Annotated in this window: 13 protein-coding genes; 2 read left to right on the forward strand and 11 right to left on the reverse strand. The window is 29.4% G+C overall.

Annotated elements, in window-relative coordinates; translation table 11 throughout:
• Positions 1-4 precede the first annotated feature (4 nt).
• Complete coding sequence (locus F3K33_RS23210; RefSeq protein ID WP_039769937.1) at positions 5-1,966, forward strand: fructose-bisphosphatase class III; 1,962 nt, start codon at positions 5-7, stop codon at positions 1,964-1,966.
• A 271-nt stretch (positions 1,967-2,237) separates the two neighbouring features.
• Here F3K33_RS23210 and F3K33_RS23215 read toward each other — a convergent pair whose 3' ends face one another.
• From F3K33_RS23215 to F3K33_RS23260, 10 genes are all read right to left on the reverse strand, one after another.
• The gene (locus tag F3K33_RS23215) at positions 2,238-2,867 is read right to left on the reverse strand and encodes an HAD family hydrolase (RefSeq protein WP_023973911.1); all 630 of its coding nucleotides are present in this window, start codon (positions 2,865-2,867) and stop codon (positions 2,238-2,240) included.
• Positions 2,868-2,883: 16 nt separating this feature from the next.
• The gene (locus F3K33_RS23220) at positions 2,884-5,631 is read right to left on the reverse strand and encodes a sigma 54-interacting transcriptional regulator (protein WP_039769935.1); all 2,748 of its coding nucleotides are present in this window, start codon (positions 5,629-5,631) and stop codon (positions 2,884-2,886) included.
• Positions 5,632-5,944: 313 nt separating this feature from the next.
• Positions 5,945-6,913 (reverse strand): SIS domain-containing protein, encoded by a 969-nt coding sequence (locus tag F3K33_RS23225; protein WP_023973913.1) that lies wholly within the window; start codon positions 6,911-6,913, stop codon positions 5,945-5,947.
• Between the two features lie 63 nt (positions 6,914-6,976).
• The gene (locus tag F3K33_RS23230) at positions 6,977-7,801 is read right to left on the reverse strand and encodes a PTS system mannose/fructose/sorbose family transporter subunit IID (RefSeq protein WP_031275670.1); all 825 of its coding nucleotides are present in this window, start codon (positions 7,799-7,801) and stop codon (positions 6,977-6,979) included.
• Positions 7,802-7,815: 14 nt separating this feature from the next.
• Complete coding sequence (locus tag F3K33_RS23235) at positions 7,816-8,580, reverse strand: PTS mannose/fructose/sorbose/N-acetylgalactosamine transporter subunit IIC (protein WP_039769932.1); 765 nt, start codon at positions 8,578-8,580, stop codon at positions 7,816-7,818.
• Positions 8,581-8,595: 15 nt separating this feature from the next.
• The gene (locus tag F3K33_RS23240; protein WP_012060715.1) at positions 8,596-9,066 is read right to left on the reverse strand and encodes a PTS sugar transporter subunit IIB; all 471 of its coding nucleotides are present in this window, start codon (positions 9,064-9,066) and stop codon (positions 8,596-8,598) included.
• Positions 9,063-9,485 carry a PTS sugar transporter subunit IIA gene (locus F3K33_RS23245; protein WP_023973915.1) on the reverse strand — a complete coding sequence of 141 codons (423 nt, stop codon included), beginning with the start codon at positions 9,483-9,485 and terminating at the stop codon, positions 9,063-9,065. Before F3K33_RS23245 ends, F3K33_RS23240 begins: the two co-directional genes overlap by 4 nt.
• Before the next feature lie 274 nt (positions 9,486-9,759).
• Positions 9,760-10,470, reverse strand: coding sequence for a GntR family transcriptional regulator (locus tag F3K33_RS23250; protein ID WP_017211193.1), 711 nt, complete (start codon positions 10,468-10,470; stop codon positions 9,760-9,762).
• Positions 10,471-10,870: 400 nt separating this feature from the next.
• Positions 10,871-11,599 (reverse strand): glucosamine-6-phosphate deaminase, encoded by a 729-nt coding sequence (nagB, locus tag F3K33_RS23255; protein WP_039769930.1) that lies wholly within the window; start codon positions 11,597-11,599, stop codon positions 10,871-10,873.
• A 21-nt stretch (positions 11,600-11,620) separates the two neighbouring features.
• Positions 11,621-12,346, reverse strand: coding sequence for a GntR family transcriptional regulator (locus F3K33_RS23260; protein ID WP_023973917.1), 726 nt, complete (start codon positions 12,344-12,346; stop codon positions 11,621-11,623).
• A gap of 307 nt (positions 12,347-12,653) precedes the next feature.
• Here F3K33_RS23260 and nagA point away from each other — a divergent pair, with 307 nt between their 5' ends.
• Positions 12,654-13,790, forward strand: coding sequence for an N-acetylglucosamine-6-phosphate deacetylase (nagA, locus tag F3K33_RS23265; protein WP_023973918.1), 1,137 nt, complete (start codon positions 12,654-12,656; stop codon positions 13,788-13,790).
• Between the two features lie 238 nt (positions 13,791-14,028).
• Here the strand turns inward: nagA and F3K33_RS23270 are convergent, their stop codons facing one another.
• Entirely contained in the window at positions 14,029-14,937 is a 909-nt protein-coding gene (locus F3K33_RS23270) for an ROK family protein (RefSeq protein ID WP_023973919.1), read from the reverse strand.
• Positions 14,938-14,953: the final 16 nt, after the last annotated feature.

A 14,953-nucleotide genomic window follows, 5' to 3' on the forward strand; every position in this document is an offset into this window, starting at 1 on the left:
TGTCATGGAAAAATATGATGACATAAAATATTTAAGTCTGCTTGCTAAGCAATATCCTACTATTGCAGCGGCATCAACTGAAATAATTAATTTAGAAGCTATTTTAAATTTACCTAAAGGTACAGAACATTTTTTAGCTGACCTTCATGGTGAGTATGAGCCTTTTGTTCATGTATTAAAAAATGGTTCGGGGGCTATAAAGAGAAAAATTCAAGAGGTATTTGAAAATTCTTTAATGGACTGTGAAAAAAGAAGTTTAGCCACACTTGTATACTATCCTGAACAAAAATTAGAGATTGTTCTAAGAGAAGAAAAAGATATAAATGATTGGTATAAAATTAACCTGTATAGATTGATTCAATTATGCAGACATGTATCTTCTAAATATACAAGATCTAAAGTAAGAAAAGCGCTACCTCCAGATTTTAGCTACATTATAGAAGAATTATTACATGAGGAATCTGATAATAATGATAAACAGGGTTATTATGATGGGATAATAAATACTATTATCGAAATTGAACGAGCCCAAGAGTTCATAGTGGCTCTATCTAAATTAATACAACGACTAGTAATAGATAGATTACACATAATCGGAGATATATTTGATAGAGGTCCTAGACCAGATATAATCCTCGATACCCTTATAAATTATCATTCTGTTGATATACAATGGGGTAACCATGATATATTGTGGATGGGTGCTGCCTCAGGTAATACTACATGTATAGCAAATGTTTTAAGAATAGCAGCTAGATATTCTAATCTAGACGTCATCGAAGATATTTACGGTATAAATTTATTACCTCTTGCAACATTTGCACTTAAGCACTATAAAAATGATAATTGCACCGCTTTCGTTCCTAAAAACACCGATGAAACATTATATGGAGCCTCTGAAATTGAGCTTATTTCTAAAATGCATAAAGCCATAACAATTATTCAATTTAAGCTTGAATATGAAATTATAAAAAGAAGGCCTGAGTTTAAGATGAATCATAGATTGCTTTTAGATAAGATAAATTATAGCGATAGCACCATAACTTTAAACAATATAACTTATGAGCTTTACGACAAAAGTTTCCCTACAATCAATATTAATAATCCTTTTGAACTTACGAGTGATGAAAAAAAATTGGTTTCTAAGCTCCAAAGTTCATTTATAAATAGTGATAAATTGCAAAAGCACGTTTTATTTTTATTTAACAAAGGAAGAATATATTTAACTTATAATTCTAATATTTTATTTCACGGCTGTATTCCTTTAAATAAAGATAAAACTTTTAAAAGTATGATTATTCATGGGAAAGAGTATAAAGGAAAAAAACTTCTAGATAAATTTGATTCTTTAGCTAGAGAAGGTTATTTTAGTACTAGAGGAAGTGCTGAAAAATTATATGGTACTGATATAATGTGGTATTTATGGACAGGAGCCTGTTCTTCTCTTTTTGGAAAAGAAGATATGACGACTTTTGAAAGATACTTTATCAAAGATAAAAGTACACATAAAGAAAAGAAAAACCCATACTACAATTTTAGAGATTCTGAAGAAATGTGTAATATGATTTTTGAAGAATTTGGGCTAGATCCAGCTGAATCACGAATAATAAATGGACATGTTCCAGTCAAAAACAAATTTGGTGAAAACCCAATAAAGTGTAATGGAAAACTGATAGTTATAGATGGTGGATTTGCTAAAGCTTATAGAAGTCAAACTGGCCTTGCAGGATACACATTAACTTATAATTCCTATGGACTTCAACTAATATCTCATCAACCTTTCAAATCAATTGAAGATGCATTTAGTAAAGAAACCGATATATTATCTTCAACACAAATAGTAGAAAAACTAGACAGAAAAAAAGTTGGTGATACAGACATAGGAAAGGATCTTAAAAATCAAATTAAAGATTTGAAATTATTGCTCAAAGCCTATAGAAAAGGTTTAATAAACGAGGTAAGATAATTTGTACTCTTAATATTTATAAATGAAAGAGAGAGCAGTTTTAATCTGCTATCTCTTTTACAAATCTTCTTATTATACATTTACAAAACCCTTGCCACTTATTTCATATATATCTTCAATTGATATAAATGCTATTTAAATGCCCTCTTTTCATTGAATCACTATATATCTTCTCTAACTTTTTCTAAAATCATTTATAGTAATACTCCATTCTAAGATAATCATCACTTAATATACTTTGTAATACTAATTTGCAAAAATATCTTTCTATTTAAATTTTAGAAGTTATTTCAATCAAATCATTTACTTTATAATCGGCTTCTGACTGATCTATGTAGTAATCTCTTGGCTCTAAAGCTGCAACTGTTAGCCCTGCTGCTTTTGCTGCTCGAATTCCTAATATTGAATCTTCTACTGCTAGAACTTCTGTTTCCAATAATTCTAATGCTTTTATAGCTCTAATGTAGATCTCTGGATCTGGTTTGCTTTGCATACACTCTTCACCACTAATTACAAAATCAATACAACTGGCAATTCTACATTCTTCTACCATTCTCAAAATTTCTTTTCTTTCTGAAGATGATGCAATGGCTATTTTGAGATTTCTATCTTTTAATTCCCTAATCACTTCTTTAACTGAAGGATTCAATATTTCTTGAAAGCAAACTTCATGTTCCTTACAATACTTTGAATATTCTTCTTTTAAAGTATTTCGTTTTTCATCATCATCGGGCACTAACATTTCCCATATCATCCCGTTTGTTGATCCAATGAAATTTTCAATTTTTCTTGTAGCTGGTTCTATTTTTAATTCATCAAAGAATTTCATCCTTCTTTTAAAATAAAAATTTTCAGTATTCACTAAAACTCCATCCATATCAAAAATTACTGCTTGTTTCAATTTCTTTCCTCCCAAATCAATCGCTCAATACAATATCAAAAATTAATCTAATTTCTAAATCTGATATCTTTATTGTATATTCCTTTTCAATTTCACTAAATGCATACCTTATAATTTCTATCTTTCTTTTTTCTCTTTGTACAAATTCCTTAATATCTTCCTGCATATCAACATCTTCTTTTCTTAAAATTCTCTCTACCATACAGGATGCATGAAGATATAGTAAGAACCTTTTATTATTAGATATTTTAAGCCCTAGTTTTTCTTCCATTTTATCAACTGCATCTTGTACAAAATTAAGTACTTTATTTACATCTAAAATTGTCAGCTTTTCAATTATCTTCTTTATAGAAAAATTAAATACCAAATCTTTTTTTAACTGCTCTTCATCTATATTAAAATTGCATCTTAATATATTAATGAATGAGTCAATATCTTCCCCACCAATCAAATGATCCAGTCCTATATATGGAATTCCTTCAACTTTTGGATCTACAGTTCCTACGATAGCTAGTACATCATACATTTGAAACGGCAGTTCCTTTTGTTTGTTTTGATACAGCTTATGATAATCATATGACATAATTACAAAAGAAGGGTCCTCATGCTTTAAGCTCTTTTGTAATATATCCTGTATTTGAATGGCACTTCCCATACCTGTATAACAGCAGGTTAAGATAGCTTTTTTCTTTTTTTCAACTGGATAAACTAATTGTTTATTAATTTGTACATTCTTTAAAATCTGCTCATTAATTTCAATAATATTTTTATCTTGCAAAAGCATACTTCCAATTTCTAATACCAATGGCGTTGAAACAAAATCAATTAATAATAGCGGACCTTTAATCTTCTTTTCCAAACGATTTCTAAGATCAAAAAGTGACCCCATATCAACTAGTAAAATAAGTCCATTTTCTGTGCTGTTGTTATCAATAAAATCTAATATTTTCCCCTCTATATTATCAATTGTAGTATCAATAGGCATATCAATTGCTTGGAAAAAGTTTTTCCTTAACATCCTATTAGCCACATTCGCCATACTACTTGCTGTAGAGTAGCCATGAGCTAAAACAATACTCTTAATTTCATTTTTCAGGCTCTGTATATTCATACTTTTTAAATAGAATGAAATAAAAATCAAATCTTCATCAAGAATCTGAAAGTCTAAGCGTTCACTCAAATGTGTAAGCATACGTCTGGAAAGCCATAAAATATTCTTCATATAACTTTCAATAAAATTTATAATTTTGGGACGAATACTACTCCAATCTGGATGATTAATTAAAATTTCTTGTTCTTCCTTAAAATAAAGCAAATATGCTATTGAAAGAATTTTATTTCCATCCTGTTCAAAACCATAATTTTCTTCCATATATTTAAAAGTAGATTTTATATTAAATGTTAATACAGAAAAAAATGATTGATTATTAGTAACTTCTGTATTAAATGTTAATTCATCAAGTAATAAATTTACATTTTTGACCATCTCTTTAGTATAATGGTCAAACATAATTTCTCCGGATTCAACCTGTTTAAATCCTTCAACAAATTCAAAATATGTTTTTTTAATGTTTTTTTGTTCATTACTATTAATATTTAGTAGTTCTGGGCGCAGGTAATCATAAATTCTATCCTCATACCTACTTGATATTTGATGATATAAATTTTCCTTTAATTGATTCTCACTTCCAATAGGTAAATCTCCAATGCGAACTTTAATAATCTCTTGATCTTTCCTCTTAGCATAGCTGCTTCCACAGCTGTATTTTACAATATTTTTAATTTTCCCTACATTTCCTTCATAATTACTAAAAAGCAAAAAGGAAATTACCTGTTTTGTAACCTTAATAGTGCGTTTCAAGATTTCACTTTCTTTTAAAAAGAAACTATCTATTAAGTGAATTTTTTCTTGTTGAGGTCTTTCTGCAAAACTTGGAATATTAACAATAACAGGAAGTCTTCTAATAAAAGTAGGTAAGAAAGTAGATTGGATAGATTCCGTAGTTGCAAAAATTAATCGCACCTTTGCTTCTTTTTTTATGCTATTATCACCAATAGGAGAATACTCATTTGAATCCATAAATGTAAAAAGCTTTTCTTGACCTTCTTCTGTTAGTCTGTGCACTTCATCAAGAAATAAAACCCCACCATCAGCGCTTTCAAGAAGCCCCTTTTTATCTTTATCTGCTCCTGTAAATGCACCTTTTGTATAACCAAATAATAAACTTGATAACAATTCTGGATTATGATAATATTGAGCACAATTTAAAGAAATAAATGAGGACTTTGGATTTATTAATTTTTCTTCCAAGCAATAATCATAAATACATTTTGCCAGATATGTTTTTCCAGAACCACTTGAACCTAAAAGCATTATAGGAAGACCATTTTCTGGATAAAGCACTGCTGTCTTTATTTGTTCAATTTGTTCTTTTAAGCTTCCTTTTGCCCCAATTACATTACTCCATATATCTGTTTTTCTAACGTTTGAATTTTCTTTCCATAATTCATCTAAAGTATTATATTCAGCCTGTGTTGGGGTAAAATATGATCTAGAGAAAGTTTCTTTATATAAAAAAATTACTGGATACTCTTTAATTTTTATAATCCTGCCTTGTTTTACTTCTTTGTTAAGATAACTACTTACTGTACTTCTACTAAGCTCTACTTTTTCAGCAATTGAATTGGCTGAAAATTCTTTTATATTATCTTTAGAAAATTCCTTTGTAGCCTCTTTTAAATAATTAGATATATCTATTGCCATTCTGAATGCCCCCTTAGTTAATAAAAGTTAACCTTATTATTTTATAACATACATTTAGAATAAGGCATATGAAAAAATAATAATTCCAGAATATTATGCATACTTTTAATAAAAATGTACTACTCCCCATAGTAGTAGGCCTCTTAAAATGATTACCTATATAGGATAGCTAAAAATAGACTAAAATATATTTATTATTTTTAAATTTGCCTAAAGCAAAGAAATCGAAAAATATTCGATTTCCTTACCTGAGTCATTTTTTTGTATTTAGGATTATAAGTAGAACCTGATAACGTTTAACGTAAACTCTATTTTAATATTCTAATTTCCACATATATCTTCTTTTAGTTAGTGGATGCTGACGTGCATAAGAAAGTTCTTCAGCATATACACGAAATACTGCTGTAATTAACATTGGATTAAAATAATCAATAACTGTTTTTGGGATAACTGAAGATAATCCATAATCTAAAGCATCAACAACTGTTGTTTTTGCTTCAAAACGCTTTAAGAATGTTAACGCACGGGCATCGATTGGACGAGTGCTTCCCTCATTCATTAATAAAATAAATGGTATATCTTTATCTACGATTTCAAATGGTCCATGGAAAAACTCTCCTGAATGGAAACTTCCTGAATTAATCCATTGCATCTCCATCATTAAACAAATTGATGTTGAATAAGCAACTTCAGCTGTTGCACCACTACTCATTAAGTAAATCATCGAATCATTTTTATAAGCTTCAGCAAATTTCTTTGCATCTGCTATCGCTGATTTTGCCGCTGAATCTGCTAAATCATATATCTTGCTGAAAGCAACCTGTGCATCTTCATAATCTTTATATCCTTCATATTGCTCTAATATTTCCACTGCAAGTTCAAGCGCATAACCCATCTTTTCTAATTTTGCACCATAGCTTTCAGCAAATCTATGACAGATAACATAATCAGCATCTTTTGTAAGAGCCGAATTCTCTGCACGAGTTAATGAGATTACATGTGCACCATATTCTTTAGCCTTAGCATTAGCTTGTACTGTTTCAGGGGTACTACCGCCAAGTGAAGCGGATATAACAATTGCAGTTTTATCTAATGAAGCTATTGTACCATAATTGAATTCATTAGCAGTATAATGACTAACACGTAAATTTTTCGAATTATTTTCTAAAAAATATTTTGCTGGATATAATTCTGCTTTTGAAGCTCCACATCCTACAAATATAACACTTCTAATTTCTTCTTGTTTTTCTTTTATTTCTTTTATAATTTGTTTTGGATTCATAATAAATCCCTCCTATATTTTTATTTTATATATATTTACATCCTTTTAAGGAATGTTTTCAATTTATTTAAAAATACCTAAAATGCTCAATAATATTCCACCTAGAATACAAATCGCAAGCATCCATCCTGTGGATACTTTCTTTCTTAATAACCAATACATAAAGAATGTTATACCAAGCGGGATACTCTGTGGTATTATCCCATTTAATACATCTTGTAAAACAAATTTTTCACCAAACTGCACTGGAGTTATAATTCCAATCATACTGGCCATCATGGATCCAATAACCATAAGTCCAACAATAGAACAAATGTACATTACTTTATCCATAAGCCCTTCATTATAAAGCTTTGTTAAATATTTATTTCCCATTGAATACCCAATTTTCCCACCATAATACGTAACAAGAAATGATGGAATAAATGAAATAATTATTGCTAATATTGGTCCTAAAATACTACCTTGTTGCGCTAAATTAATACCTAATCCAAAAGCCAATATACGTACAGTTCCTTGAAAGAAAGAGTCCCCTACTCCAGATAATGGTCCCATTAATGAAGTTTTCATAGCATTAATTGATTCAGGATTAAAGTTCTCTTTATCTTCATAGTATTGTTCCTCCATTGAGGCACTTAATCCTAAAACAAAAGCATTTGTTTGGGGTGTACAATTATAAAAATTCATATGGCGTTTATAAGCTTCTTTTTTTAATTCATCATCTTTAGGATCTTTATATATGTTGTCTAAAATAGGGGCAATTCCATATAAAAAGCCCATATTCATTTGTCTTTCATAGTTCCATGAAGCTTGAATTGCCCAAGAACGCCATAAGAACTTCATATACTTCCATTTATTTGGATCATTTTGTTTTTGTATATTTTGCATTTTTATACCTCCAATCAATCTAAAATATCTAATTCATCAACTATCTTCTCATTTTTAAATTTAAATTCAGCCAAAACAAATGCTACAATGCAAGCCGAAATAGCAACACCAGTCACACTTAAATTAGAATATGCTGTAATGAAAAATCCTCCTAGTAAAAATGGAAGCATTTTTGTTGACAGCATAGTGCTAAGCAATAAAGCAAATCCATAAGCTGTTAAAATCTTACTTGATAAATTCAAACCATTTGTAATCCATGATGGAATGACTTCTACAATGTTTTTTACTAAATCTGTTCCAAAATAAATTGCTAAAAATATTGGTACAAAATACATTAGTGAATACAAAAATGTTCCCCAAACAATATGAATATTACAGGCCTTTTTATATTCCCCATTTTCAATTAACGAGTCAGCTTTATGAGTTAAGTTTGCAAGAATAGTTCTCATTAAAACTCCAAGCATTTGTCCAAGCACCGCAATTGGAATCGCAATAGTTAGTGCTGCTTCTGAATCCGCATTTGATAAAATAGCAAAAGATGTAGCAATAATGGATGCCATATTCATATCTGGTGGTGCTGCTGCCCCTATGTTTACTAATCCTAAAGAAATTAATTCAAGAGCAGCTCCAACCATTAATCCTTTTTGAATATCGCCTAAAACGAGCCCTACAAGCGCACTAACTATTAACGGTCTTTCTAAATTCATTCTGCCTAAAAGTCTAGAGTCTAAAATACAAATAACACCAATGAAACCTAATAATATTGACTTAATTAACATTCTTGATCCTCCTTTTTATATTTTAGAAGTTAAATCTTCTCTCTTTGAAGTAGGAACTTGTTGCATATATAGGTTAATCCCCATTGCTTTCAGCTTTTTGGTATCTTCTAATTCTTCTGGATTTAGGAAAATAGCATTACTATATTGCTTTGAATTTTCTTTATTTGCAATTCCCCCATAATTAATTTCTTTAATACTAGAGCAGCTCTTACAGAACTCTAATGCTTCCTTAGTACCTCTAAAAACAATCATAATATTATCTTTTAATTGTTCAACTTTAGACATTCTCGCTAATATATCGTTTACCGAAAATATATTTAAAGTTACTCCAACTGGTTTTGATAAGTTTAATGAAACTTTTTTCATCTCATCATTTGCAGTTTCATCATCTACAACAATAATTCTTGAAATCCCTAAACTTTTTGTCCATGAAAAAACTACTTGTCCATGCAATAAACGGTGATCGATTCTTACTAATTTAATCATAAATCTTCCTCCTTTATATTTTTACATTCATTAAGCAATTTATTGCAGTCAACTATTCCATGCTGACTTTCTTCAATAATCTGCTGCAATAGACTTTCAGAAATTTCATTTGCTTGAGTAGCAACTGAAATAATTATAGGTAAATTCATTCCTGAAATAACATGTATTTTAGGATATTCTTTTATTAAAGACATCATTTCTGTATTAACGCTTCCGCCAAGAATATCTGTGAAAATAAATATATCTGCTTCAATGTATTTTTCTCTTACTATTTTTTCTACTGTTTCCCTAACGTTTACTTCTTCGTTTCTATAAGATGAAAAAGCTTCAACCATAGATACATCTCCAATTATCATACCCAAAGTATCCTTCATTCCCTTTGCCAGATCACCATGACTAGCTAAAATAATTTGTATCATTAAGATTCACCTCCATTCTATGTAATTATTAGCAATAATCATGCCAAAAAACAGTTTGTATTCAAAAACATCCCAAATTAGTCATTTCTATATACATTAGTAAATAAAATCAACAGTTTAAAAAAGATTAATTGAAGTGTTTAAGTAAAGTGTTGAAAAAAATAAGCTTAATGAAAAGCGTAATCTACTTTCCATCAAGCTACTATTTTCTATTTAATTTTTGAAATTCTATTTTAACTCCATCAATTATAATTGTAATAAAAGTAATTATATCTTATTTAATACTTACGGTCCGGAATTCAATCCTATCACTTCTATGATGTGCTGTTGAAAATTCAAAAGGCTGGCCATTGTCTAAAAAACCTACCTGCTCTACTTCCAATATTGGAAAGTTATTTTCTATTTCTAGATATTCCTGTTCCAACTCATTTGGTAAAATAGCTCGAATAATCCTATGAGCACTTTTTATTTTAAGTTTAAGATTTTTTTCAATGTAACCATAAACTGAACTCGTTAAAATATCGTTTTTTATGCCAGGTATAAGGCCTATTGGCATATATGTATACTCAATTACATATGGACTATCATCCGCATATCTAGTTCTTATTACATAATAGACAAAATCATCGGTAGTAATCTTTAGCTTAGTTGCAATTTCTTCCGTTGGGTGAATTACTTCGAATTTTATAATTTTAGATGTTACTTTTCTATCCTTATGAGCTTCTGAAAATCCTTCAAATTGTTTTGCTAGACTTAATTCCTGAACCCCCTCTTCATCAAGAGCTTTTACAAATGTTCCAGAACCTCTTCGCTTTATTACTAACCCTTGAATTACTAGTTCATCAACAGCTTTTTTTATTGTTATTCTACTAACCCCATAATATTCACACATTTCTTTTTCTAAAGGCAACTGTTCATTAGGATTATATTCACCATTCAATATTCTATTTCTTATGTCTTCAGCAATTTCCTCATATTTTGCCATTATATTCACCTTTCTCCTTACAGTATAACTTATATACATCTTTATCATATCATTTATATATTAATTATATCATTTCTATACATTATTAAACACTTAAATTAAGTTTAATTATAAGGCAATTATATATGTTCAATAAAATAATATTTACATATATAAATTATTAGTATCTTCATTCAATTAAAATCTACTGTTTATAATGACTTTACTAGTCATGGTAAATACATCTAATAAAAAAATCGCTGAACATCATAACTCTAACATACAATTCATATTAAAATATGATATAAATTGTACAAAAAAAGAAATCATTCTTGATTTCCTTCAAAATAATAAAAACTATATTAAAAAACTTACCGTTATTTTAATATAGTTTAAAATTTTAATTTCACCTATTTTACAATTACTTAATTGCATTTGCCATTTCTTCATCTATTATTACTGTTACATCTTTATGCATGTGTAACATAGTTGCTGGATTATGAGTTGTAATATTTCCTTTAAATAATCCTTTTATTGCTTCTGCTTTATCTTGACCTCTTACCAACAATACTATTTTTCTAGCTTTCATTATTTGACCAAGTCCCATAGATAAGGCCTTAGTAGGTACTTCCTCTATAGATTTGAAAAATCTAGAATTTGCCTCTATTGTAGTTTTAGTTAAACCTGTTACATGAGTTTCTGCTATTAAAAAATCATCTGGTTCATTAAATGCAATATGGCCATTAGCACCTATTCCAAGGATTTGTATATCAATACCACCTAATTCATCCACTTTTTTATCATAATTCTTAGCTTCCTCATCAAGATTTTTTGCTAAGCCATTTGGAACAAATGTATTTGCTTTATTTATATTAACATGATTAAATAACTTTTCATTCATAAAATATCTGTAGCTTTGAGGATCTTCTCCTCCAAGTCCAACATATTCATCTAAGTTTACTGTTTTTATATTAGAAAAATCTATTTCTTTATTTCTGTTCATTTCTATAATCTTTTTATATAAACCTTCAGGAGTACTTCCTGTAGCTAGTCCTAGGACAGCATTTGTTTTCTCAGAAATTACCTCTTTAAATATTTTAGCTGCAACTTCACTCATTTCTTCATAATCTTTAACTACTAGTAACTTCATTATTATTACGCTCCTTTGATGTTAATTTTTTAAACAAACCCTGTATCTATATTTATCTCCTCTCGCTATTGTTATGGTATATTCAACAATCTCATTTTGCTCATATGCTATTCTTTCAAACTTTAATCCTGCCTGCCCTTGAGGTATTTCTAAATAAACACTTTCTAATTTGTTTATTAAAACACTTTCTATTACTTCTTCAGCAGATGTAATATTAATATTAAAAGTATTTTTTAATATCTCATATAATGGATTTTTTTCTATCATATCCTTAGTAAGCTGCTTAAATCTTTCATACGGCAAATAAGTCATTTCATATATCATAGGAATGTTATCCGCAATCCTTATTCTCGAGATTTTATACACAAGCTCGTTCTTTTCTATATTTAATTTTTTAGACACTTTGCTGTTGGCTTCCATTATCTCAAAATTTAATAATTTAGAAGTCGGGTTTTTTCCACGTTTTTTCATTTCCTCAGTGAAAGATGATACCTTTATTAAATCTTGTTCTACAACTCTTGGCGAAATGAAATTTCCTTTTCCTTGAACTTTATAAATATAATTATTTTTTTCCAACTCGTCTAATGCTTCTCTTACTGTAGTTCTGCTAACAGCATATTTTTTGCATATTTCTCTTTCGGAGTCCAATTTTTCATTTTCTTCCATGCTGCTTTCTATTTTTTCAATGAGAATATTCATTAGTTGAACATACAAAGGAATATTAGAATTTTTATTTATCGTACTCATAAGTGCACCTCTTTTAGCTCTAGTAGTTTTCCCAACAATTATACTATTCTTGTACGCAAAAGAAAATATAAATCAAATAATTTAAACTTTCCTTTAAACGCTTCTTTTAAGTACTTTCAATTCTATAATTCCTTAAATAATTAATACTTTCCAAGTGGTAATTACCACTATAAGAATTATAATTTATTCTTTTAATTCTGTCAACATACACTTGAAAAATTCTTTATACATGCTATATACTGAATATATAAACTGATAATATCCACTTACTATAATATATGAAATTTGACTTAAAAGGAGAAGAAATATGTTAATAAGAAATTGTAATATAATTTACCTAGACAAGATAGAACAAGGTTCAATTCTAGTTGAGGATGGGAAAATTAAAGAGATAAATCCGTCCAATATAGATACAGACAGCATTTTAGATGCAAATGGTCTATATGTTTCACCTGGTTTTATTGATGTTCATATACACGGCGCAGGAGGCTCAGATACAATGGACGGTACCAGTGAATCAATTAATACCATTTCTAAAACTATAATTAAACACGGAACAACTTCATTCACTCCTACAACTATGACTGTTGCTGTGAACGATATAAGAAAATCTTTAGACTCAATTAAAAGGGTAAAAGAAAAAGGTTCAGACGGTGCACATATTCTTGGAGTACACTTAGAAGGTCCGTTTGTAAGTCCGAAAGCAATTGGTGCTCAAAATCCCAACTATATTTTGATGCCATCTATTTCAACTTACAATGATATAGTTAAGGATTATGAGGATATTATCATATCTATAACATTAGCTCCAGAAGTTGAAGGTGCTAAAGAACTTATTAAGTATTTATCCTCAATTGGAATAGTCTGCTCATTAGGGCATAGTAGTGCTACTTATGAAGAGACTATGGAAGCTATTGAATGTGGTGCTTGCCATGCAACTCATCTTTTTAATGCTATGACTCCTTTAACTCACAGAAATCCAGGAGTAGTAGGAGCTGTATTTGACAGTGATATAACAACTGAAACTATTTCAGATGGAATTCATATTTCATATCCAGCTTTAAGAATTGCTTACAAACAAAAAGGTACTGATAATGTTTTATTAATATCTGATGCTATGATGGCTTGCTGCATGCCTAATGGTAACTACTCCTTAGGAGGGCAAGATGTTATTGTTAATGATGGTGAAGCACGTTTAAAAAATGGTGCTTTAGCTGGTTCTGTTCTTACCCTTGATAAAGCAGTAAAAAATGTATACAAAAACTCTAATTTACCACTTTATGAAGTAATAAAAATGGCATCTTATAATGGCGCTAAACATTGTAAAGTTGAGGATCATAAAGGGCAGATCAAGGAAGGCTATGATGCAGACTTGATATTGTTTGATGATGATATAAATATAAAAAAGGTATTAGTTTTAGGTAAGGAAGTATACTCAGAATAACTATTATAGTTTTCAGCTGTATTTCCACTTTTAAAAACTAATAGCATAAAATTATATACGCAGATATATAATCAATCTACTGAACATTTAGGATAATCTATTATCATAAGCAAAGAGAAGACTGAGTTATTTTAAAATTAATGATAAAGTGATCAATTGCCAATCTTTAAATAGTGCATCTAAGAATCACTTTCCTTTTAAGATAGCTCAGTCATTATAAATAATTTACTACTGTAATTTATAGATTTTTTTCTCTTTGAAGATAATTACATAATGCACCTAGTTTATTAGCATCATTTCCAAATACGCATGTTTTTAAAACTGGTTTTATTTTTCCTTCCAAATAACTGCTCATAAGTATGTCGATTCTCTTATTTATTTCCTCAACATATTCTGGTCTTTCACTTATTGCTCCACCTAAAATAATAACTTCTGGATCATAAGTATATTGAATGTTATATATTCCTGCTGCCATTATAAAATAATATTTATTAACTTCATTAATTGCTATCTCATCTCCATTATTACACAAGTCAAAAACTTTAACCCCATCAAGGCTTCCTTCATCTAATCCCTTTAATTTCTCAACTTTTCTTACTAATGCTGTGGTAGATCCAACCTTGCTCCAGCTAGCAAATTTAAGTTGTCCCTCTAATTCACAGATTATTGAACAGTAGCCAAATTCTCCTCCATGCTTATGAACGCCACCGTGAATCTTCTTATCCTTAACTATTGCTCCACCTATACCCGATCCACATACAACAAATGCTAAATCTTTATTGTCCTTCCCAGCTCCAAGCCAACATTCCCCAAGTGCTGCGCAATTAGCATCGTTTTCAAGTTCAACGTTTAAATTTGTCTTTTCATTTAAAATCTCTTTAAAGTTAGGCCCATGTATATATGGAATAGCACTTGTTCCTCCTATTAATCCACTTTCACTATCAACTGCTCCTGGAGCACTTATTGCAATTCCTTTAACGTCAAATTTTCCCTTCATTTCATTGGTTGTTATTGATAACTTAGAAAAAAACTCTTCTTTATCACTTGGAACATTAAACTTCCCATTTTCAATAAATTCTCCATTTTCGTTAATTACAGACCATTTTACTGAGCTCCCACCTATATCAAAAACCATAAATTTTCTCATTGAAAAATCACCTCTA

This window comes from Clostridium beijerinckii, assembly GCF_008705175.1.
Classification (GTDB): Bacteria; Bacillota; Clostridia; order Clostridiales; family Clostridiaceae; genus Clostridium; species Clostridium beijerinckii.